The sequence below is a fragment of the Nesterenkonia sedimenti genome (genome assembly GCF_012641515.1).
Lineage (GTDB): Bacteria > Actinomycetota > Actinomycetes > Actinomycetales > Micrococcaceae > Nesterenkonia > Nesterenkonia sedimenti.
Genome location: NZ_JABAHY010000001.1, coordinates 178,394 through 200,226, shown reverse-complemented (window position 1 = coordinate 200,226; position 21,833 = coordinate 178,394). Strand labels below are relative to the sequence as shown.

19 protein-coding genes and 1 riboswitch are annotated in these 21,833 nt (G+C 62.0%); of the genes, 5 read left to right on the top strand and 14 right to left on the bottom strand.

Annotated features, from left to right (window positions below; all coding sequences use genetic code 11):
• Window positions 1–8 precede the first annotated feature (8 nt).
• Genes HGQ17_RS01010 through HGQ17_RS00995 form a run of 4 tightly spaced genes read left to right on the top strand, consistent with a single transcriptional unit; the run spans window position 9 to window position 3,878 of the window.
• A complete protein-coding gene (locus HGQ17_RS01010) occupies window positions 9–1,118 on the top strand; it encodes a histidinol-phosphate transaminase (RefSeq protein WP_168886101.1) in 1,110 nt (369 codons plus the stop codon).
• A 26-nt stretch (window positions 1,119–1,144) separates the two neighbouring features.
• A complete protein-coding gene (hutH, locus tag HGQ17_RS01005) occupies window positions 1,145–2,704 on the top strand; it encodes a histidine ammonia-lyase (RefSeq protein WP_168886100.1) in 1,560 nt (519 codons plus the stop codon).
• Between the two features lie 11 nt (window positions 2,705–2,715).
• Entirely contained in the window at window positions 2,716–3,282 is a 567-nt protein-coding gene (locus tag HGQ17_RS01000; protein WP_168886099.1) for an AAA family ATPase, read from the top strand.
• Window positions 3,279–3,878 carry an NAD(P)-dependent oxidoreductase gene (locus HGQ17_RS00995; RefSeq protein ID WP_168886098.1) on the top strand — a complete coding sequence of 200 codons (600 nt, stop codon included), beginning with the start codon at window positions 3,279–3,281 and terminating at the stop codon, window positions 3,876–3,878. Before HGQ17_RS01000 ends, HGQ17_RS00995 begins: the two co-directional genes overlap by 4 nt.
• Before the next feature lie 9 nt (window positions 3,879–3,887).
• Here HGQ17_RS00995 and HGQ17_RS00990 read toward each other — a convergent pair whose 3' ends face one another.
• The 7 genes from HGQ17_RS00990 to HGQ17_RS00960 all read right to left on the bottom strand — a co-directional run bounded on the left by HGQ17_RS00990 (window position 3,888) and on the right by HGQ17_RS00960 (window position 11,792).
• Window positions 3,888–4,178 (bottom strand): SRPBCC family protein, encoded by a 291-nt coding sequence (locus tag HGQ17_RS00990; protein WP_324615132.1) that lies wholly within the window; start codon window positions 4,176–4,178, stop codon window positions 3,888–3,890.
• Between the two features lie 135 nt (window positions 4,179–4,313).
• On the bottom strand, window positions 4,314–5,306 hold the full coding sequence (gene nrdF, locus HGQ17_RS00985; protein ID WP_407670717.1) for a class 1b ribonucleoside-diphosphate reductase subunit beta: 993 nt from the start codon (window positions 5,304–5,306) through the stop codon (window positions 4,314–4,316).
• 13 nt (window positions 5,307–5,319) lie between these two features.
• The gene (nrdE, locus tag HGQ17_RS00980; RefSeq protein WP_229503236.1) at window positions 5,320–7,452 is read right to left on the bottom strand and encodes a class 1b ribonucleoside-diphosphate reductase subunit alpha; all 2,133 of its coding nucleotides are present in this window, start codon (window positions 7,450–7,452) and stop codon (window positions 5,320–5,322) included.
• Between the two features lie 11 nt (window positions 7,453–7,463).
• Window positions 7,464–7,901 (bottom strand): class Ib ribonucleoside-diphosphate reductase assembly flavoprotein NrdI, encoded by a 438-nt coding sequence (nrdI, locus tag HGQ17_RS00975; protein ID WP_168886096.1) that lies wholly within the window; start codon window positions 7,899–7,901, stop codon window positions 7,464–7,466.
• 29 nt (window positions 7,902–7,930) lie between these two features.
• Entirely contained in the window at window positions 7,931–8,179 is a 249-nt protein-coding gene (nrdH, locus tag HGQ17_RS00970) for a glutaredoxin-like protein NrdH (protein ID WP_168886095.1), read from the bottom strand.
• A gap of 326 nt (window positions 8,180–8,505) precedes the next feature.
• Complete coding sequence (glpK, locus tag HGQ17_RS00965; RefSeq protein WP_168886094.1) at window positions 8,506–10,008, bottom strand: glycerol kinase GlpK; 1,503 nt, start codon at window positions 10,006–10,008, stop codon at window positions 8,506–8,508.
• Window positions 10,005–11,792: a glycerol-3-phosphate dehydrogenase/oxidase gene (locus HGQ17_RS00960; protein WP_168886450.1), complete on the bottom strand. Its 1,788-nt coding sequence runs from the start codon at window positions 11,790–11,792 to the stop codon at window positions 10,005–10,007. Before HGQ17_RS00960 ends, glpK begins: the two co-directional genes overlap by 4 nt.
• Before the next feature lie 195 nt (window positions 11,793–11,987).
• On the opposite strand from HGQ17_RS00960, the gene HGQ17_RS00955 reads away from it, so the two are divergent.
• Window positions 11,988–12,881 (top strand): GTP pyrophosphokinase, encoded by an 894-nt coding sequence (locus HGQ17_RS00955; RefSeq protein WP_168886093.1) that lies wholly within the window; start codon window positions 11,988–11,990, stop codon window positions 12,879–12,881.
• Here HGQ17_RS00955 and thiD read toward each other — a convergent pair.
• The 7 genes from thiD to mptB (HGQ17_RS00920) form a co-directional block, all read right to left on the bottom strand.
• Window positions 12,878–13,702, bottom strand: coding sequence for a bifunctional hydroxymethylpyrimidine kinase/phosphomethylpyrimidine kinase (thiD, locus tag HGQ17_RS00950; protein ID WP_229503206.1), 825 nt, complete (start codon window positions 13,700–13,702; stop codon window positions 12,878–12,880). The two genes, HGQ17_RS00955 and thiD, sit on opposite strands and share 4 nt — an antisense overlap.
• Window positions 13,691–13,786, bottom strand: a riboswitch (TPP riboswitch). It overlaps the preceding gene by 12 nt.
• 23 nt (window positions 13,787–13,809) lie before the next feature.
• Window positions 13,810–15,225 (bottom strand): gamma-glutamyltransferase, encoded by a 1,416-nt coding sequence (locus HGQ17_RS00945; protein WP_168886091.1) that lies wholly within the window; start codon window positions 15,223–15,225, stop codon window positions 13,810–13,812.
• A 33-nt stretch (window positions 15,226–15,258) separates the two neighbouring features.
• Window positions 15,259–16,464, bottom strand: a complete 1,206-nt coding sequence (chrA, locus tag HGQ17_RS00940; protein ID WP_168886090.1) for a chromate efflux transporter — start codon at window positions 16,462–16,464, stop codon at window positions 15,259–15,261.
• Window positions 16,465–16,524: 60 nt separating this feature from the next.
• Window positions 16,525–17,502, bottom strand: a complete 978-nt coding sequence (locus HGQ17_RS00935) for an AEC family transporter (protein ID WP_168886089.1) — start codon at window positions 17,500–17,502, stop codon at window positions 16,525–16,527.
• Complete coding sequence (locus HGQ17_RS00930) at window positions 17,495–18,706, bottom strand: glycosyltransferase family 87 protein (RefSeq protein ID WP_168886088.1); 1,212 nt, start codon at window positions 18,704–18,706, stop codon at window positions 17,495–17,497. The genes HGQ17_RS00935 and HGQ17_RS00930 overlap by 8 nt, the downstream gene beginning before the upstream one ends.
• Window positions 18,703–20,352, bottom strand: coding sequence for a polyprenol phosphomannose-dependent alpha 1,6 mannosyltransferase MptB (gene mptB / locus HGQ17_RS00925; RefSeq protein WP_168886087.1), 1,650 nt, complete (start codon window positions 20,350–20,352; stop codon window positions 18,703–18,705). Before mptB (HGQ17_RS00925) ends, HGQ17_RS00930 begins: the two co-directional genes overlap by 4 nt.
• Window positions 20,339–21,796, bottom strand: coding sequence for a polyprenol phosphomannose-dependent alpha 1,6 mannosyltransferase MptB (mptB, locus tag HGQ17_RS00920; protein WP_168886086.1), 1,458 nt, complete (start codon window positions 21,794–21,796; stop codon window positions 20,339–20,341). The genes mptB (HGQ17_RS00925) and mptB (HGQ17_RS00920) overlap by 14 nt, the downstream gene beginning before the upstream one ends.
• Between the last annotated feature and the right edge of the window lie 37 nt (window positions 21,797–21,833).

Sequence of the window (21,833 nt, the reverse complement as noted above, 5' to 3'; positions counted from 1 at the left end):
CAGCATTTATGACCACACAGCACGTCCCTGAGGGCCAAGAGGGCACTCCCCTTCCCTCGGTAACCCCCAGTATTGAGGAGATACCGGTCTACTCCAAGGCCAAGGGTCTCGGTGATGTCACCTGGGTTGCCTCCTCCAATGAGTGCCCTGTGGCCCCAGCTCCTGGGGTCGTGGAGGCTATTTCTCGAGCCGCGGCCGAGGGCAATAGATATCCTTCGATGTTCGGTGATGAACTCACCGAAGCTCTGGCCTCCCGGTACAAACTGACCACCGACCACATCGCCGTGGGCGCCGGATCGCTGAGTCTGTTGCAGCAGGCCCTGAGCGCCTTCACCGGTGCTGGCAGCGAGGTGGTCTACGCCTGGCGGAGCTATGAGGCCTATCCCATTGCCATCCGGGTTGCCGAGGCTGAACCAGTGCCGGTATCGCTGAACGCGGACTTCGAACACGATCTGTCCGCGATGCGAGATGCCATCACTGAGCGCACCCGCGCGGTGATCATCTGCAATCCGAATAATCCGACCGGAACGGTGCTGCCCTTCGAGGAGATTACTGCCTTTCTCGATTCCGTTCCCGGCCACATTCTGGTGATCCTGGATGAGGCCTACCGGGAGTTTCACCAGACTGATGGTGATGGTTTTGATCTCATCGGAGGCTATCCCAATGTCATGACTATGCGGACCTTCTCGAAGGCTTATGGGCTGGCCGGGATACGCGCCGGATATGTTGCCGCCGATCCGCGCCTGGTTGCCGGACTTCGCAAGGCCCAGCCACCCTTTGGTCTGAGCCGGTTGGCCCAGGCGGCTGCATTGGCAGCCCTGGAGGATTCCTCCCATATGGAGCACATCATCTCAACCATCACAACAGATCGTGATGCCTTGATCACCGCCCTGCGGGAACGCGGTCTGCATATCCCGGACAGCTCCTCGAATTTCGTCTGGATCCCCACCCAACTGCATGCCGAATCTCTGGTGGCAGCCTGCCTGCGCCAGGGCGTGGCTGTCCGTGCTTTCTCCGGTGAGGGAGTACGAATCACCGCTGGTGAGGAGGATGCCAGTAAGGCGGCGATCACCGCTGTTGAGGAAGTCCTCCCCGATCTCCTGGCCGAGCGCCGTTAACCGTACAACCCCTGAAAGGTCCATTGATGCCTACACCAGTCACCCTGACTCCCGGCCCCCTCACCGGCGAAGATGTAGTGGATATTGCCCGGCGCGATGCCGAAGTGGTCATTGATCCCAGCGCCGTGGAGGCGATGACTGCATCCCGTGAGGTCATCGATGGACTGGCTGAGGATACGACGCCTCATTATGGGGTCTCGACCGGTATCGGTGCCCTGGCGACCAAGCAGATCCCCCATGACCTTCGCAGCCAGCTGCAGCGATCGCTGATCCGGTCCCATGCAGCCTCATCCGGGACCCATGTGGACCGTGAGGTGGTGCGGGCGTTGATGGTCAATCGACTGGCGACAATGTGCACCGGGCGTACGGGGGTACGGCCGGTTGTGGCTGAGACCTATGCCGCCATCCTGAATGCCGGCATCACTCCTGCCATCGGTGAGTATGGCTCCCTTGGCTGCTCAGGTGATCTCGCTCCGCTCTCGCACTGCGCCATGGTGCTGATGGGTGAGGGTGATGTCCTTGATGGGAACTCAACCGCCCCCGCCGCTGAAGCACTTGCCGCAGCTGGGATCGAACCGGTTGAGCTGCGCGAGAAGGAGGGGCTGGCTCTGATCAATGGCACCGATGGCATGTTGGGCATGCTGTTGATGGCCATTGAAGATCTTCGCCGCCTGTATGCATGCGCCGACATAGCGGCGGCCCTGACTATTGAGGCCCTCATCGGCACGGATGCTGTCTTTGCCGAGGATCTGCATGCTCTTCGGCCTCAGCCGGGTCAGGTGGATTCCGCCACGAATATGCGCATACTGCTGGCTGATTCTCCTCTCATCGAGGAGAAGAAGGCCGGTGAGCATCGTTTCACCCGCGTTCAGGATGCTTATTCGATGAGGTGCGCGCCTCAGGTTCATGGTGCAGGACGGTCCACGATCAGCCATGCCGCCAGCGTGGCTGAGTTCGAACTAGCCTCGGCTATTGATAACCCCGTGGTCACCAGCGATGGACGGGTGGAGTCCAATGGCAATTTCCACGGTGCACCGGTGGGGTATGTCCTGGACTTCTTGGCTGTGGCAGCCGCCGATGCCGCCTCCATCTCTGAGCGGCGTACTGACCGCATGCTGGATAAAGCCCGTTCCCATGGCCTGAACCCCTTCCTAGCTGATGATCCAGGTGTTGATTCCGGGCACATGATCGCCCAGTACACTCAGGCCGGGATTGTCTCGGAGATGAAGCGTTTCGCCGTTCCTGCCTCGGCTGATTCCATTCCCAGTTCGGCGATGCAGGAGGATCACGTCTCGATGGGCTGGTCCGCTGGGCTGAAGCTGCGTCGGGCGGTGGACGGTCTCCAGCGCGTCATCGCCATCGAAATTCTCACTGCCGGCCGGGCATTGGATATGCGTGATGGGGGAATCGCCAGCTCCAAGTCCTCTGCCCCTCTGACAGCTGTTCGCCGGAAGATTCGCGAGAGTGTTGAGGGCCCTGGCACTGACCGGTATCTGGCACCTGAAATTGAGGCGCTACGTCTGCTTGTGGCCTCAGGGGATCTCGTTGAGGCCGCTGGCGCGGAGCTGGGTTTCCCCTTGAAGTAGGGTCTTCATCAATGCCCACTCTGCTGCTGCTCAATGGTGCCCCTGCCAGTGGAAAGTCCACCTTGGCGCAACTCCTTGCTGAACAGCAGAGATTCACCCTGGTGGTGGATATCGACACTATCCGCGGTTCCATCTCAGGCTCAGGGTGGGAGGCGGAACCAGTTGAGGCCGGCCTCATGGCCCGGCGGCTGGCACTGGGTATGTGCAGCACGCACCTCTCCGCCGGCCATGATGTGGTTGTTCCTCAGTTTCTGCAGCGCGAGGAGTTCATCACGGAGTTGGCCTCGGCTGCCGAGGCTGTGGGGGCTGAGTTCCTAGAGGTCTGTCTGGTCAACTCCCCCGAGACTGCCGCTGCACAATTCGCGGCTCGCGCGTCCTCTGAGGACCCCAATCACCGTGCCGCCGAGTTACTGCAGTTGGCCGCAGGAGCTTCCCCTATCGAGGATCTCTACGCAACAATGCTGGCTATGGTCTCAAACCGCCCTGGAACAGTCCTCGTCGAATCGATTCCCGGGGATATAGAGCTGAGCCTCAAGAACTTACAAGCAGCGCTCGATACAGGCAGTACTGGCAGATGAGACTCGCTATCTTCGCCGCCACCGGCGGAGTAGGACGCCATCTGGTTGATCAGGCTCTGGAAGCAGGGCATGAGGTCAGGGCGGTGGTGCGCAGACCTCAGGCGCTGCACCGAGAATTGCCAGTGGTCACAGTCGACCTAAGCGACCCCGATCCGGAGATGTTAGTCAGGGCTATATCCGGCGTTGATGTTGTCTGCTCTTGCCTTGGACCACGTGGCAGATCGGAAATTGGCGTCCTATCCCCTGGCACCCGGGTCATTATTGATGCGATGAACAAAGCAGGGGCACAGCGAATTGTGGCGGTCAGTGGTGCGAGTGTCTCAACCGTTCCCAGGCCGGGGCGTCCTAATCCGCCAGGTCGAGAGCCAGGAGATGTAGCGATGATGGAGGATGCCCTGCGTTCCAGTGACCTCGATTGGACTGCCGTCCGTGCGCCCCTGCTGACCAAAGGCCCCCTCCCTGGCAACTATCGGATGGCCGAGGGACATAATGTCCCACGGGGTTTCCGCCTTTCGCGGGCAGATACTGCGCATTTCATGCTCAGCACCCTAGATAACCCGGACACTGTTAAACGCGCCCTGGCCGTTGCTTACTAGGACCTAGGGTCAGTCCTCGTCCAAGGCTGCCAGGAGGTACTCATTTCGCGTGCGGATGAGTCTGCGCACATACGGAACGAGGATCAGGCGTTCGGCCAGTCTCCCACCGATGGGTGAGGCGAGAGTGATGGTATAGACCATCACCGTCTCCTGCCCTTGTTCGTAGAACTCATGCAGATGGTGGAAGGTCTTGAATTGCCTTTTGACCTGCTGGTCTACGAACCGGCTCGGGGCTTCCAGTTCGGTGATCCGTGAGGTCATAGTGAACCAGATTCCGAAGTGCCGAGCCCGCCAGGTCACGGTCTCCCCGAGGCCTACATGGAGCCGGCATGAGCATCGATGTTCAAGGACATCTCAAACAGCTCTTCGGCGCCATGATGCGTGCGTGTGTGCACGGAGAAGCTGCTGCTCATCGTGTCCCTCAGGACATCTGCCTCAGAAGTCCCAGTCCTCGTCTTCGGTTTCTACGGCCTTGCCGATGACGTAGCTGGAGCCGGAGCCGGAGAAGAAGTCGTGGTTCTCATCGGCGTTGGGGCTCAGGGCTGAGAGGATCGCGGGGTTCACATCGGTGACATCCGAAGGGAACATCGCCTCATAGCCCAAATTCATCAGTGCCTTATTGGCGTTGTAGTGCAGGAACTTCTTGACGTCCTCAGTCAGACCGACACCGTCATAGAGGTCCGCGGTGTACTGAACCTCATTGTCATAGAGCTCGAAGAGCAGATCGTAGGTGTAGTCCTTGAGCTCCTGGCGGCGTTCCTCGGTCTCCTGCTCCAGGGCACGCTGGTACTTATAGCCGATGTAGTAGCCGTGCACGGCCTCATCGCGGATGATCAGCCGGATGATATCGGCAGTGTTGGTCAGCTTGGCCCGGGAGGACCAGTGCATCGGCAGGTAGAACCCGGAGTAGAACAGGAAGGACTCCAGAATGGTGGAGGCCACCCGCTTCTTCAGGCCGTCATCACCGTGGTAGTAGTCCATGACGATCTGCGCCTTGCGCTGCAGGTTGGGGTTCTCCCGGGACCAGCGGAAGGCGTCGTCGATCTCCTTGGTGGAGCACAGGGTGGAGAAGATCTGCGAATAGGACTTCGCATGAACTGATTCCATAAAGGCGATGTTGGTCAGCACCGCCTCCTCATGCTGAGTCAGCGAATGCGGAATCAACGCCACGGCACCGACGGTCCCCTGGATGGTGTCCAGCAGGGTCAGACCGGTGAAGACCCGCATGGTCAGGGTCTTCTCCTCCTCGGTCAGGGTCGCCCAGGACTGGACGTCATTGGATACCGGAACCTTCTCCGGCAGCCAGAAGTTGTTGACCAGACGGTTCCAGACCTCGCCGTCCTTCTCATCGGGCAGGCGGTTCCAGTTGATCGCCTCAACGTGGTCCAGCAGGCTGGTCCGGGTCTGGGTGGTGACTGAAGTCGTCAAAAGATTTCCCTTCCTAAAGCATGCAGGAGACGCAGCCCTCGACCTCGGTACCTTCCAAGGCCAGCTGACGCAGACGGATGTAGTAAAGGGTCTTGATGCCCTTCTTCCAGGCGTAGATCTGCGCCTTGTTGATATCGCGAGTAGTGGCGGTGTCCTTGAAGAACAGGGTCAGGCTCAGGCCCTGGTCCACATGCTGGGTAGCCGCGGCGTAGGTGTCGATGATCTTCTCGTACCCGATCTCATAGGCATCCTGGTAGTACTCCAGGTTGTCGTTGGTGAGGTACGGCGCCGGGTAGTAGACCCGGCCGATCTTGCCCTCCTTGCGGATCTCGATGGGCGAGGCCACCGGGTGGATCGAGGAGGTGGAGTTGTTGATGTAGCTGATCGAACCGGTCGGCGGCACAGCCTGCAGGTTCTGGTTGTAGATACCGTGGGCCTGCACCTCACCCTTCAGCTCACGCCAGTCAGCCTGGGTGGGGATATGCACATGGCTGAACAGCTCCCGGACCTTTGCGGTCTGCGGCTCCCACACCTGGTCGGTGTACTTCTCGAAGAACTCGCCGGAGGCGTAGGTGGAGTTCTCGAAACCGTCGAAGGTCTCCCCGGTCTCCTTGGCGATCTTATTGGAGGCCCGCAGGCAGTGGTACAGGACCGTGTAGAAGTAGATATTGGTGAAGTCCAGGCCCTCTTCGGATCCGTAGTGGACCCGTTCGCGGGCGAGGTAGCCATGCAGGTTCATCTGGCCGAGTCCGATGGCATGGCTGCGCTTATTGCCCTCGGCGATGGAGGGCACGGACTCGATATAGGACATATCGCTGACTGCGGTCAGGGAGCGGATGGCGGTCTCGATGGTCTGCCCGAAGTCCGGGGAGTCCATGGTCTTGGCGATGTTCAGCGACCCGAGGTTGCAGGAGATGTCCTTACCGATCTGGGCGTAGCCCAGATCGGGCTGGAACTCGCTAGCCTCGGAGACCTGAAGGATCTCGGAGCAGAGGTTGGACATGGTGATCCGGCCGGCGATGGGGTTGGCCCGGTTCACCGTGTCCTCAAACATGATGTAGGGGTAACCGGACTCGAACTGGATCTCAGCCAGAGTGGTGAAGAACTCCCGGGCGTTGATCTTGGTCTTGCGGATCCGGGCGTCGTCGACCATCTCGTAGTACTTCTCGGTCACCGAGATCTCGCTGAACGGCTTCCCGTAGACGCGCTCAACGTCATAGGGGCTGAAGAGGTACATATCCTCGTTCTTCTTGGCCAGTTCGAAGGTGATATCTGGGATCACCACACCGAGGGAGAGGGTCTTGATACGGATCTTCTCATCCGCGTTCTCCCGTTTGGTGTCCAGGAAGCGGTGGATATCCGGATGGTGTGCGTTGAGGTAGACAGCGCCTGCACCCTGGCGGGCACCCAGCTGGTTGGCGTAGGAGAAGGAGTCTTCCAGCAGCTTCATCACCGGGATGACGCCGGAGGACTGGTTCTCGATCTGCTTGATGGGTGCCCCGTGCTCACGGAGGTTGGTCAGCGACAGGGCGACCCCTCCCCCGCGCTTGGACAGCTGCAGGGCGGAGTTGATGCCGCGGGCGATGGACTCCATATTGTCCTCGATGCGCAGCAGGAAGCAGGAGACGAGCTCGCCGCGCTGCTTCTTACCGGCGTTGAGGAAGGTGGGGGTCGCAGGCTGGAAACGTCCGGCGATGATCTCCTCCATCAGTGCCATGGCCTGCTCCTCGTCGCCGCGGGCGAGGTAGAGAGCGGCCATGCAGACCCGGTCCTCGAAACGCTCCAGGTAGCGCTTGCCGTCGAATGTCTTCAGCGCATAGGAGGTGTAGAACTTGAAGGCACCCAGGAAGGTCGGGAAGCGGAACTTCCGTGCATAGGCGGTATCCCAGAGTTTATGGATGAACTCATTGGAGTACTGCTCCAGCGTGGCCGGCTCGTAGTAGTCGTTCTCTACGAGGTACTTCAGCTTCTCATCGAGGTCGTGGAAGAAGACGGTGTTGACGTTGACGTGATCCAGGAAGTACTTCCGGGCTGCCAGCTGATCGGCCTCGAACTGGATTTCTCCATTGGGACCGTAGAGGTTCAGCATGGCGTTGAGCTCGTGGTAGCTCAGGCCCTCCCACTGCGGGGGAACCTCCTTGGCCAGTGCGGGCTCGGCTACGCGGCTGAGAGGCTTGACTGCTGTTTCCAAAACTCTTCCAATCCCTTTTTGACTTTGGACACGTCGTCGGTGGTGCCCATCAGCTCGAACCTATAGAGGTGCGGCACATTGCATTTGCTGGCGACGATATCCCCGGCGATGCAGTAGCTGTCGTGAAAATTCGTGTTGCCCGCTCCGATCACGCCCCGCAGCAGTCTCCGGTTGGATTCCACGTTGAGGAACTTGATGACCTGTTTGGGAACGGATCCCTTACCGCCGTTGGCCCCATATGTCGGAAGGATCAGCACATAGGGTTCGGTGGCCTGCAGGGTCTCCTGCTGGGTGTGGAGTGGGAGGCGGGCTGTCTCTGACTCAGGAAGCTGCAGCTTCTCCACGAACCGGTGGGTGTTATTCGACACCGAGGAGAAATAGATCAGCTTGGCTGAGGTGAGCATTCGCTTTCCCTCCTCCGCAGGGCAGGTGATCAGGCCACAGCCTGGACCTGGTCGACTGATGCCAGTTCGGAGATCTTGTCCGGACGGAAGCCTGACCAGTGGTCGGAGTCGGTGATCACCACAGGGGCCTGCATGTAGCCCAGTGCGCGCACCCGCTCCAGGGCCTCTGCATCCTGGGAGATGTCTACGGTCTTGTAGGTCACGCCGTTCTTGTCCAGGGCGCGGTAAGTCGCGTTGCACTGCACGCAGGCGGGCTTGGTGTAGACGGTGACGCTCATGGGGAAGGTCCCTTTCGGTGTAGTTCCGCTTCTCGACTAAGACTTGCCGGTTGAGGCATCCCCTTCAGTGGTGGGGGTTCCTCCTCGACTGCCCTTCAATACTACATGTTGTGTTGGCTGAAGTCAGCAGACACTAGATGCTGTACTCACATCAGTGTAGTTATCCACGGGCTGTGCACAAGGACTGTGGATGGTGTGTCCGGCTCAAACAGCGGCGAAACTCGCCACATGGGGGTTTTGAGGCAGAGATTTCCACAAGGGAGACCACACAAAAATTCATCTGCGTGTTCACTGGCCCGGGCGTGTCGGAGAGTTGCAAGCGCCTCTCAATCGACCCAGTCGAAGCTGCGGGTGACTGCTTTCTTCCATTCGGCAAGGCGCTGCTGGCGGTCCTCAGGATCCATTGCCGGGCTCCAGCGGGCACCTTCCCGCCAGTTCTGGCTCAGCTCCTCTGTGGAGGCCCAGTACTCAGTGGCCAGTCCCGCGGCATAGGCGGCTCCCAGCGCCGTGGTCTCAAAAACCTCAGGACGCACGACGTCGACGCCGAGGATATCGGCCTGGAACTGCATCAGGAGGTCGTTGACGACCATGCCGCCGTCGACTTTGAGCTCGGTGAGTTCCTCCGAGGCTGAGGCGTTCATCGCCTCCACCACCTCAGCGGATTGGAAGGCCACCGATTCCAGGGCTGCCCGGCAGATATGGTCGGCGTTGACGTATCGGGTCAGCCCCACGAGCACCCCCCTAGCCTCGGGTCGCCAATAGGGGGCGAAGAGACCGGAGAAGGCTGGCACTACATATGCCCCGCCGTGGTCCCTGACCCGTTTGGCCCGGGTTTCGGATTCCGATGCGTCCTCGATCAGTCCGAGGTTATCCCGCAGCCACTGGATCAGGGAGCCGGTGACCGCAATCGAGCCTTCCAGGGCATAGACCGGTTTCTGCTCCCCGAACTGATACGCAATAGTGGTCAGCAGTCCCTGGTCATTGTGCACCAGTTCCTCACCGGTGTTCATCAACATGAAATTGCCGGTGCCATAGGTGTTCTTGCCCTGGCCGGGGCTGAAACAGGCCTGCCCCACTGTCGCGGCCTGCTGATCACCCAGAATCCCCGCAAGTGGGACTCCCTCGATTCCGCTGCGCTCATGAGCGGTGGCATAGACCTCTGAGGAGCTGCGGATCTCGGGCAGCATCGCAGGGGGCACTCCGATGGCTTCGCAGATCTCGTGGTTCCAGTCCAGGGTGTCAATGTTCATCAGCAGAGTGCGTGAGGCATTGGTGACATCGGTGATGTGAATACCGCCGTTGCGTCCACCAGTCAGCTGCCAGATCAGCCAGCTGTCCATAGTGCCGAAGGCCAGTTCCCCTGCCTCGGCCCTCTCCCGGGAGCCTTCGACATGATCCAGAATCCAACGGATCTTCGGTCCGGCGAAATAGGTGGCCAACGGCAGACCCGTGCGCTCCTTGAACCGTTCGACCCCGTCTGACTCGGCCAGTTCATCGATGATCGACTGGGTGCGGGTGTCCTGCCAGACAATCGCCCGGTGAATGGGCTCCCCGGTTTCCCGGTCCCAGACAACGGTGGTCTCCCGCTGGTTGGTGATTCCGAGGGCGGTAAGTTGACTGCGGCTGATATCAGCCTCGGTGACCGCTTTGCTGATCACCTCACGGGTGTTGCGCCAGATCTCCGCGGCATCATGTTCGACCCAACCGGCCTCGGGGAAATACTGGCGGTGTTCCTTCTGCGCGGAGGCGATGATGGCACCGCTGCGGTCGAAGACCACAGCACGGGTGGAAGTGGTCCCCTGGTCGATGGACAGCACGTAGTCGTTCATCGTGGGCTGCTCCCCTGCTGGCTGGATGTTTCGGTCTCAGTAGAGGTGACCAGATCCGGGACTGGATAGTTCTCCGCAATCAGGGCTGCGGCCCCGGCGTCGTCCTCTGTGGTCTCAGCCTGCCGGACGGCAGTGATGTAGTCGGTATAGGCCTGCAGTTCTGCCTGCCTGCGGCACTCATCCCAGCCCAGCAGCGGGGAGGCAAGCTGAAGGATCTCCTCCGCTGCGGCCAGGCCCCGGTCAGCGGTTTCGTGGACCAGACGGCTGCGTCGGGCGAGGATATCGTCCAGATGCAGGGCACCTTCGGCTTCTACCGAATAGACGATCTCCGCCCGGAGGTACGACGGCGCCTGCTCCAGGGGCCTGCCCAAACTTGGGTCCTCATCGATGAGCTCCAGCAGTTCGCCCAACAGGGATCCGTAGCGGTTGAGCAGCCGGTCCACACGGTGATGGTCCCAGCCGTATTCGGCGACCAGATCCTCAGCCCGGTCCACCCATTCCCCGTAGCCCTGACCACCGGCCAGGGGTAGCACCGAGGTGATGGAGTGCCGGTCCTTGAAGCTTCCCTCGGCGGCGAAGTCGACAACATCCTCGGCCATCACCCGGTAAGTGGTCAGTTTTCCGCCGGCGATGCCGCTCAGCCCCGGTGCCAGCTGCATCACCGTGTGCTCCCGGGAGACTTTGGCCGATGCGGCCTCAGTGCCGTCCTCGGCCACCGGCTGGACCAAGGGTCGCAGTCCGGCCCAGGTGGCCAGCACATCGTCGCGGGTGAGGTCTTCACCCAGGACTTCATTGGCGTGTTCCAGCACATAGTCGATATCTGCGCTGGTGGCTGCCGGGGCGTCCACTGCTTCATGCCAGGCGGTGTCGGTGGTGCCAATCGCCCAGACATCTGGCAGCGGAATGACGAAGAGCACCGATTTTTCAGTCTGGGTGATGATTCCGACCGTTCCCTCGGCCTGGATTCGGCTGCGCGGGACGGTGATGTGGATGCCTTTGGAGGCCAGCACTCGCAGGGCTGGTTCGCCGGCTTCATCCTCCTGGGCCAGGGCCTGTTTCTGGGCGTCGCCGGTCCAGACTCCGGCAGCCAGGATGACCTCTCGGGCGTAGACCGGGAACTGCTCACCGGTGAGACGGTCTCGGACCATGACCCCGTTGATCCGTTCGGGTTCGGCCGGATCCTCCCGGAGGTAACTGACCGCCTCGGCCCGGGAGGCAACAGCCGCCCCGAGGCTGTGGGCTGAGCGGGCCAGGGTCATCACCAGGCGAGCGTCGTCGACCTGGGCGTCGTAGTACTCCAGGCCGCCGTGGTACTTCTCGGTGTCCAGACCGGGGAAGCGCTCCCGCAGCCGACCCCGGCGCAGATGCCGGTGGAAGGGCACTGCTCGTGCTCGGTAACCGCGCAGCAGCGAGGACCCCGATGCCAGAGTGTCATAGAGGGTCACACCGGAGCCGATGAACGCCCGGTCGACCACATGTTTGTCGAAGGGGAAGATGAACGGCAGCGGCCGCACCAGATGCGGTGCCAGCCGGCGCAGCAGCAGATCGCGTTCGCGCAGTGCCTCGGCCACCAGTTTGAAGTCCAGCATCTGCAAATAGCGCAGACCCCCGTGGACCAGTTTGGAGGACCGCGATGAGGTGCCTTCGCCGAAATCCCGGGCCTCAATCAGTCCGGTGCGCAGTCCCCGACCGGCGGCATCGAAGGCTGTTGCGGCCCCGACCACGCCCCCTCCGATCACCAGCACATCAAGGGGTTCGGGCTCCGGGGCGCTGGTGTTTCGCATCCGGTTAAGGGCGGTTTCTCGGGTGGCTGCGTTCAGCGGCTGAGGCTTCACCCCTCCAGCCTAAGCCATCAGATCATTGGCCGAATTGTGACCTCCAAGGCTCTTCACAGATAACCCACCTAGGGTCGAGAATCGAGAGCGAGACCGAAGGTCAACGTTGCACCGTTGATGACCCTTTACCTTTCAGGAGAGACCATGTCCTCTGGCCTCACGCCAACTGATGAGATCCCCACTGATCAGCTGGTCAAAAAGACCGATCAGGATCTCTACCGGCAGTTGTTGAACCAGCTCAACGCCTCGGCCGATGCCGATGGCCAGGCTGGGGCGGTCAACCGCATGGTCGATATCCGCCGGCAGCTCACCGAGTTCCAGCTGCACTATAAATTCGGCATGGATGAGGTGCTGACCAAGATCAATGTGCTGCGTGAGGAGTTCGAGCACACCCGGGACTACTCCCCCATCGAACACGTCAACTATCGGCTGAAGTCCTTGGAGCGGATCCTGGATAAGGTCCAGCGCTATGGCTGCGAGCCCTCCCTGGATGGGATCCGGCACTCCATTCGGGACATCGCCGGGATCCGGATCACCACAAGCTTCGTCTCAGACTCCTATTGGGTGGCCGAGATGCTCTGCTCCCAGCCGGATCTGCGGGTCGTGGAGGTCAAGGACTACATCCGGTCGCCTAAGCCCAATGGGTATCAGTCCCTGCATGTGATCCTCCAGGTCCCGGTCTTCCTGTCCAACCGCACGGAGTTCGTCTACGTGGAGGTCCAGATCCGGACGGTGGCCATGGATTTCTGGGCCTCCCTGGAGCATAAGATCTACTACACCTACGACGGTGAGGTCCCCGGTCATATCCTCGATGAGCTCCGCGATGCCGCCACCAAGGCCGCGGCCCTTGATACCCAGATGGCTGAGATCCGCGATAAGGTCACCGCCCTGCGTGAGCAGGCCCCCTCATCCGGTCAGGGTGCCACAGGTCCTACTCCTGCCGACCGGCCGGATCCGGCCCAGTGGTTCAAAGGAAGCGACGACGCCGGCTCCCCACCTTTCACCTGGCAGGACATCCAGCGACACACTGACAACTAGTCGGGGAAGTGATTGATCGGCCCATTGCCCTGCCCGACATCGAGCTGATCCGAGGTGGCCAGGGCCCGCTGCATCCAGTCCTTAGTGGTCGCAAGCGCTTCCTGCCAGCTGGCTCCCTGGGCCCGCAGGGTCGCGAAGGCTGCCGAGACGGAGCAGCCGGTGCCATGTGTATTGCGGGTCTCGATCCGTTGGCTGCTGCGACTATAGGCCTCCGGACGCGTTCCTGACTCGGCGGGGAAGACCAGGGTGTCGGTGACCTCATCGCTGTTCATATGCCCGCCTTTGGCCAGGATCACGGCCTGGTGGGCATCTGCCACCTTCTCTGCCTGGGCCAGCAGTTCCTCCGCAGAGGAGGCCAGGGCCTCACCGGCGAGAATGGCCAGTTCGGGAACATTGGGAGTGATGAGATCAGCTCGGTGGAGGAACTCTTTGAGGGATTCCTCGGCCTCTTCATCCAGCAGTCGGTCCCCGCTGGTGGCGACCATGACGGGGTCAACCACCAGTGCTGGCCGGGGCCGGTTATCTGAGTAGGTCTCATCCCACCAGGCGGCAACGGTTTCGATGATCTCCACCGTGCCCAACATGCCGGTTTTTGCCCCGTGGATTGTCACGTCATCGCTGACAGAGTCCAACTGGGCTCGCAGGAATGATGTGGGTGGGGCGTGGATCTCGCGTACGCCCTGGGTGTTCTGGGCGACCAGGGCGGTGACCGCGCACATCCCGTATCCCCCATGGGCGGCAAATGACTTCAGATCCGCCTGTATCCCGGCTCCCCCAGTCGGGTCGGTGCCGGCGATGGAGAGGATATTGGGGATTCCCATGCGCATTCCCTTCGATGGTGTTAGCCAACAGGTTCTACGGGTGTGTTCTCAGCTCCGTGATTCGGAGCACCCCGTGCCGAAGGACCAGGCTATCAATACTGTTGAGGTCAGTTACTTATTCGGTGCGCGCCGTCGCGCCGTGGGTCATCAGCCGAGGTCAACCGCGATCCTGAGGGGCTCTGAGTGATCTCCACCGATTGGATGGATCCGAAGCTGGTGCTGGGCCACTGGGTGACTTCCCAGCCGAGCCTCTCGAGCTGCTGCCCAATCACCTCCGGATGACCGGCCTCGAGATAGATACGTCCCCGATGTGGGCGGAACCGCGGTTCCGTGATGGCCTCCTGGAGACTCCTGCTCTGGAGTCCCCACTGGGTGAGAACACTGGCCAGGCTCGGAATGATCTGGGTACCGCCAGGGGTTCCGATGGGCAGTATGGGCTTGCCCGCGGCGTCGAGGACGATACTGGGGCAGGACCAGCTCACGCTGCGTTTGCCCGGTTCTGGCCTATTCGCCGGGGAGCCGAACTCGGGGAACCGGATGAAGGCGTTATTGATGAAATAGCCGTCCACACACTGTCCCGAGCCCCAGAAATCGGTGATGGTATTGGTCATCGAGACCACCATCCCCTGTTCGTCCACTACCGAAATATGGGTGGTGTTGGGATGGGTGCCGCTGTCCGGAAGTTCGACGACGGCGTTGCGCTGGGGGTCGATGATCTCCTCCACGGGCACCGTGACGAATCGGGGATCACCCATCTGCTCGTGGAGCACCTTCTCCGCCTGGGCCTGCGCCCGGCAGAGGAGATCGATCCAATCAGCTGAACCGGGCTCGAGTGTGCCTACCCCATGCGCCTGAGCGATCTGCAGCAGTTGGATGAGCATTGCCCCGGGCAGTGGGGCAGCTGCCGAGAGCAGCTGCAGATCCGCGAAGCTGCCGCGGACCGGCGGCGCTGAATGCACCCGATAGGCAGCCAGGGAGTCGGCGTCGATCCCTTCTACCGCATTGGCCAGGGATGCTGCCAGTTCACCGGTGTAGATCTCCTGCCAGCCATGGTGAGCCAGTCGTTCCAGGGTCTCCCCCAGTTCTGGCTGCTGGAGCCTTTCCCCGGCACCCAGGCCCCATGCGGGAGCCTTGGGGTGCTGCAGCCGCGCCTGAAGGTAATCGGTGATGATGAATCCCGTATGGGCAAGCCGGATACCCGGGGCCAGGACCTGCTCCCAATCCAAGCCACCGTAGCGGCGGTGCAGTTCGGACATCCCCGCAGTGAAACCAGGGATGCCTGTGCGGTTGGCCGGCAGCTCCCCCTGGTTATTGACCACTTCCCGGTAGTCGAAGAAGGTAGGCGCCCCATCTGCGGGGTGTACCAGCGCCGCACCTCCCCCGCCGATTCCGGAGGCGACTGGTTCGACCACGCTGATGGCGAAGGCGGTGGCAACTGCTGCATCGACCGCATTGCCGCCACGGGTGAAGATCTCCTCGGCAGCAGCGACTGCTTCGGGGTGACCTGCGCTGACTGCCTGCATGGTGAGACAGGCTACCCCAGTCGGTGTTTCCGTTTAGAGAATGACCGCGCCCAGGAGTCCGGCGCCGATCACCACTGCCCAGGCTGGTACCTTCCAGTGGACCAGGGCGATGAAACAGGCGATGGCCACTGCCAGGGCCTCGATGCCGACGTCGATGACTCCTGCGGTGAAGACCGGATCGTAGAAGGCTGCAGCGAGAATTCCGACTACGCCTGCGTTGAAGCCCAGCAGCGCCTTGCGTGCGGTGAAGTTGCTGCGCAGCTGCTCCCAGAAGCTGATGCAGCCGATGACCAGCAGCGCACCGGGCAGGAAGATCGCCAGGATCGCAATACCGGCGGCGACCAGTCCCATGGGGCCCTCGAAGGCGGCTGCGCCGAGGAATCCGGAGAAGGTGAACAGCGGACCGGGGACCGCCTGGGCTGCGCCGTAGCCGGCTAAGAAGGCGTTGGAGTCGACCATGCCGGTCTGGACGGTCTCAGCCTCCAGCAGCGGCAGAACCACATGACCGCCGCCGAAGACCAGGGCCCCTGAGCGGTAGAAGGTATCGGCGAGGCTGGTGGCCTCGGTATTGACCAGTGTGGCCAGCAGCGGAAGGCCCGCCAGCAGTGCGAAGAAGGCCGCAATGCAGCCGAAGGCAACGGCTTTGGGGATCCGTACCGGGTAGGCATCGGCGGGATCTTGTTCCTGGGATTCAGGTTTCAGCCAGATCAGCCCGATAACACCGGAGACAGCGATGGCGGCCACCAGGATCAGCGGTTCGGGGACCAGCAGGACGATAATCGCTGCCATCGCCGCGATCGTGGCCCGGGGTGCGTCCGGGGTCATGGACTTCGCCATACCCAGAACTGCGTGGGCGACCACTGCTACCGCCGCTGCCTTGAGGCCGTGGATCCAGCCGGCATCGGCGAGATCTCCGGCAGTGGCCACACCATAGGCGAAGGCCACCAGCAGGATCACCGAGGGCATGGTGAAGGCGAACCACGCGGCGAAGAGCCCTCCCCAGCCGGCACGCTGCAGTCCCAAGGCCATTCCCACCTGGGAGGATGCCGGGCCCGGCAGGAACTGACAGAGTGCGACCAGATCGGCATAGGCCTTCTCGGTCAGCCACTTCCGCCGTTGGACGAAGGCCTCCCGGAAATAGGCCAGATGTGCGACAGGACCACCGAAGCTGGTCAGGCCCAGCCTCAGGAAGATCCAGAAGACTTCCCAGACTGATCCTTTTTGACTCTTCTCAGACACAGTTCACCAGCACATCCAATTCAGGTTAACGACAGGCAAACTCGCTGCCTTCACCACTCGTCACAGCAGCAGTTCGGCCACCAGCGGCAGGGTCAGCAGGGAGAGAGCTGTACTGGCGACCAGGATAGCGGCAGCCAGCCGGCCGTCGCCGTCGTACTCAGAACTGAAGAGGAAAACAGTGGTTGAAGAGGGAGTGGCGGCCAGGATGATCAGCACTCCGGCCCAGTCCGGTCCCAGCTGATCGTAGAAGGGCAGAACGGCCGCCCAGGTCAGCACCGGCAGCACCAGCAGTTTGGCCGCGGTGCCCAGGGCGATGGGGGTCAGCGGCACACCCCCGGAGCGAATGCCCTCCAGGGCAGGGTGCAGGGCCAGCCCCACGCAGAAAAGCGCCAGCGGAACCGCTGTCCCACCCAGCAGGCCCACCGGTTCTTCAATCAGCGCCGGGAGGCTGAAATCGGTGAAGACCACGATCAGTGCCACAGCGATGGCCGAGAACATGGGGTTCATCAGGATCCCGCGGCGGATGACCGGCCAGAGTTTGGTCCGCCAGAGTTTGCCGAAGCCCCCAGAGGATCCCCCGGCGCTGCGGGCGTCCACGACAGTGCGCACTATGGGGTAGGTGTTGAGATAGAAGACGTTGTGGATGACATGCACCAGTCCGGCCACCAGGCCGGCCTCCACCCCGATAACCCCAATGGAGATCGGAATGCCGAAGTAGCCGACATTGCCGAAGGTTCCGGCCAGGGATGTCGGCGCAGCTCCGGCGGCGGTGGCACCGCCCAGCAGCCGGCATAGGTAGTAGAGACCGATGGAGACCGCGGGAGTCACGATCAGCACGATCAGTGGCATCGCCCAGGGGAAGGATTCCGTCGGCGGAGCCTCTGTCATCGCGGTGAACAGAAAGGTCGGCAGGGCGAAGTAGAAGACGAATCCATTGAGATACGGGGCGGCATCCCGGAACCTCGTGGCGAATCCGGCGCCGAAGCCCAGCAGGATCAGCAGGAACAGCGGGGCGATGACCGTGAGCATCTCAAACATGGCTGTCCTGCCTTCGGATATCGCGGACCACCAGTGACATCACCCAGATCAGCGAGATCATATGGGCGGCGATACCGAGCCCATAGAGGGTTTCGAAGACGTAATGGCCCTGGCCGAAGTCCCCGCCGCTCTGCTCGGAGGTGATTTTGGCGCTGATCAGCCAGACCGAGACCCAGTGGAAGACCTCTGCGGCCTGCCAGGCGAAGAAGACCCGGACCTGCGGCAGGGCCAGCACCACCAGCGGGATCAGCCACATCACGAACTGGGGCGAGTACACCTTCCCCAGGAGCACAAAGCAGCCCACGATCAGCAGGCACAGCTGAGGTGCTGTTGGGGTCCGCGGTGCGGTGAGACCCAGCCAGAGGATGCCGAGGCAGCAGAGCAGGAACAGCCCATTGGACAGCAGGGAGAAGGTCTCCCCGGAGGCACCGGTCCAGGCGAAGGCCAGCCACATGGAGGAGAAGCCGGCCTCGCGTTCAGAGGAGAAGCGGTAGAAGGTCGCCCATTGGTCGAATTGGGTGAGCATAAACGGCAGGTTCACTGCCAGCCAGGTCACCGCTGCCGGGAGGATCGTAGTGAGCATCCGGTCCCACTGCCGGGTACGCAGGCAGATGACGATGACGGCCCCCAGGAACAGCAGGGGGTAGAGCTTCATAGCCGCCCCGAGGCCGATAAGGGCTCCGGCTGCGATATTGCGGTTCTTCATCCAAGCCAGCAGGGCCGCGGCCCCGAGCAGCACCGCCCACATATCCCAGTTGATCGAGATGGTCAGGATGATCCCGGGTGCCAATGCGACCAGCAGGGCTTGGCGGCGTCGGTGTTCTGGCAGGGTCGCAGCGGTGATGATCACCAGCGCGATCCAGCAGAGGATGACGGCTGCGTGGTTGATGTCGTGAAAGGCCAGCACACGCTCCGGGGTGACCCCGTGGCCGGGAATCACTGCGGCCACCAACCCCGCGACGACGCCGATGAGCACCGGGTACTCCATGACCTCTTCGCTGTGCACGGGGTCGATGAAGGGCAAGGCGCCGTCGGCCAGGCCGCGTTCGACGAACAGCAGCGGGAAGTCTGAATAGCACATGGCTAGATGCTGCTGGGGGTCGATCCAGCCGTTGACCCGGCACCACTGCACGGCCAATACGGAGAGAAAGGCACCGAGGACAGTGGCGGTGGTCAGGGTGAGCACCAGTTTGCGGGACATCATCGGCGGACCTCCTGGTAGACCTGATCAGCCGACCAGGATCTGTCCGGGGTGGACAGCTCCCCGATATGCAGCCACCCATCGGCGGCGTTCCAACGTTGGGATTTCTCCGGATACCGGAAGAGGCCGGTGGTATTGGGATCGCAGAAGATCAGATAGCCCAGATAGGCCGCCGCCACAGCCGCGGCGATGATCTGGATCAGCAGGGTGTCCAGCCATTGGGCCACCGAAAGCTGGCCGACCATAGCGGCCAGGGTCATCACGGTGATCAGCAGGATGACCAGCATCAGCACTCGACCCCGGTAGATATGCACCACGGCGAAAAGCGGCAGGATCCACAGCAGGTACCAGGGCTGGATAACCGAGGAGGTCAGCACCACCGCCGTGAGCCCATAGGCCGACCACAGGAGGGGGTTGCCCATCCGGGGGCGCAGCAGCATCACCGTCAGCACCACGGCTGAGGCGATACGGGCTGCCCCGTAGACCCAGGTCGCCACCAGCGAGGAGTCCACTCCGGTGGTGGTCTCCACCAACCAGCCCACACCAATGCCCAGCAGTCCCACCGGTGCACCCTGGAGCACCTCTGCCCCTGCACCGAGGGCGGCTGTGAACCATCCGATGCCGACTCCCAGCAGCCAGCCCCCGCCGAAGAGCAGGACCCCGGCCAGGACTCCGGCCACTGCCCATTCCCGGATGCGGTACATGTAATGTGCGGTGGACTGTGGGGTCAGCAGAACGGCGAAGGGCAGGACCACCATGGCGATGGGTTTGATCGCAATCGCCGCGATGAGCAGCAGTACCGCAACCAGTCTGCGCCGCTGCAGGGCATACCAGGCGCCGGCGAGCATCAGTCCAATCATCAGGGAGTCGTTATGGGCTGCGGGGATGAAGACCATGAGACTCAGGGGATTCAGTAGACACAGCCACAGCGCCCAGGCCGGCTGAGAGCCGAAGGCACGGGCCAGCCGTGGGATCACCACTGCCATCAGCACCACACCGAAGACCGCCAGAATCCGGAACAGCGGGATGGCCATATCCGGCATATCGATGGAGACATGCCAGACCCCCTGGGCGATCAGCAGAAACAGGGGGCCATAGGGTGAGGGGGATTCCGCCCAGAGGTCATCGGCACCTGCGGCGAACCAACCGGGAAGTTCCGAGACACCGGCCTCATAGGGGTTATGACCTATATATAGGAGACCGCCCTGTGCCAGATAGGAGAAGATATCCCGGGAGAAGATCGGGAAGCAGAGAAACAGCGGGGTTCCCCACATCAGCAGCGCTCGGTACATCACCTTGACCCCGTTGGGGTCGTTCCAGCCGTTGATCCGCTGAGAGAGCCGCAGCCAGGAGCGCAGCAGCAACAGCGCGCCCAGCATCAGCAGGACCGTGCAGGTGATGGTCCCGGCTGCTGTGGCGCGCAGGGGTTGCAGGGCGGGGTGGTACTCCAGCCAATAGCCCGGGGCCATAATCAGCCAGCCGACACCCCAGGAGCCGATCATGATCATCAGGGCCGCGAGGAGACCCTGACGCAGGGTATGGGAGACCCCTCCATCGCGACCGCCGATCAGCCAGGAGGTAACCCGGGACTTGCTCATCGTCTCCCGGGCAGAGTCAGCGGCCCGGGTAATGGGGTTATAAACGGTCACCTGGGGCACCCCTCAACACTACCGAGCGAGCCCACCGGTCGGCGATCAGGATCACCGTGATGGCAGCCAAAGAGACTCCGGCTGAAGCCAGCTGCATATACCGTTCGTCGAGGAACTGCTGGATGAACAGCTGGTCAAAGGCCCCGTAGCCTAAGAAGAAACCGGTGACGATCACTGTCAGCTGCAGCGGCCAGCGGCACCCGGGATCGGTGAGATAGCCGGCAGCGGCGAAAAGCGGCAGGATCCACAGCAGATACCAGGGTTGGATCAGCGGGGAGAGCAGCACGATGGCGGCAAAGGCCCACATCATGCGCCGGTAGATATCCCCATTGGTGAACATCAGCCAGAGAACGATCAGGACACTGGCCGCCCGGCCCACAGTGCCGATGATGTCGAAAGCCGGATCCGGGGACTGGCCCAGCAGCAGCAGAACGCCAGCAATGGGCCCGGCAAGCATGGCTAGTGGCGCCCAGAATGTCGCGCCTGAGCCGGCTGAGATCATCACTGAGATCCAGCCGAGGCCAAAGCCGTCGATAAGACCGATCACCACCAGCAGTCCCCCGGACAGGCCGGCGGTGATGAACCAATAGCTGAATCGGCGTGCCCAGCTGGCCCCGGCCCCGGCCAGCACAAGACCGATGAAGGGCAGCAGCACCAGCGTGATGAGTTTGACTCCGATGGACAGGGTCATCAGCACAATGGCCAGCAGCGCTCGCTCATGCATGGCCGCGTAGATGCTCATCAGGGCCAGCCCGATCATCAGCGCATCGTTATGGGCACTGGAGATGAAGCTGATGATCAGCAGCGGGTTGGCTGAGGCCACCCACTGTGCCCGGCTGGGGCTCTTCCCCAGTGCCGCAGCGAGTTTGGGCACATACAGGATGATCAGCACGACTCCAGCAACACACAGCAGCCGGAACAGGATGATGGCAAGGTCGGCGTTGTCTCCGGTGAGCCGCATAATGCCGGCAGCTGCCCAGAGGAACAGAGGCCCGTAGGGGGTCGCATCCTCTGCCCAGACGTCATCAGTTCCCAGCTGGAACCAGTTGTCCAGGCTGGAAACACCGGTCTGATAGGGGTCCTCCCCTGCCAGGACAAGCCGTCCCTGGTTGAGATAGGCGAAGAGGTCCCGGGAGAAGATCGGTATTGCCAGCAGTTGTGGAGCCGACCAGATCAGCGCAGCCTGGGTCGTGGTGCGCAGGCCGAGGTCGTCGTCGTGGTCTGCTGTTCGTTTCAGCCGAAGCCAGGCGTGGAAGAGCATCCAACAGCCGGCGGTCAGCAGAGTGACTGAGAGGATGACGCCGGGCAGTTCGGCGCGCAGCCAGATCACCGGTCGCAGAGGTGTCAGTGGGGAGGTTGTGACGAGCCAGCCGACGCCTACGGAACCGAAGAGGATGAGTAGGGAGCCGGCGAAGCCATATCCGATCACCCCGCGTGCTGTCACCCGGCCGATTCTAGTGGGTTATGAGTCGGTACAGTGG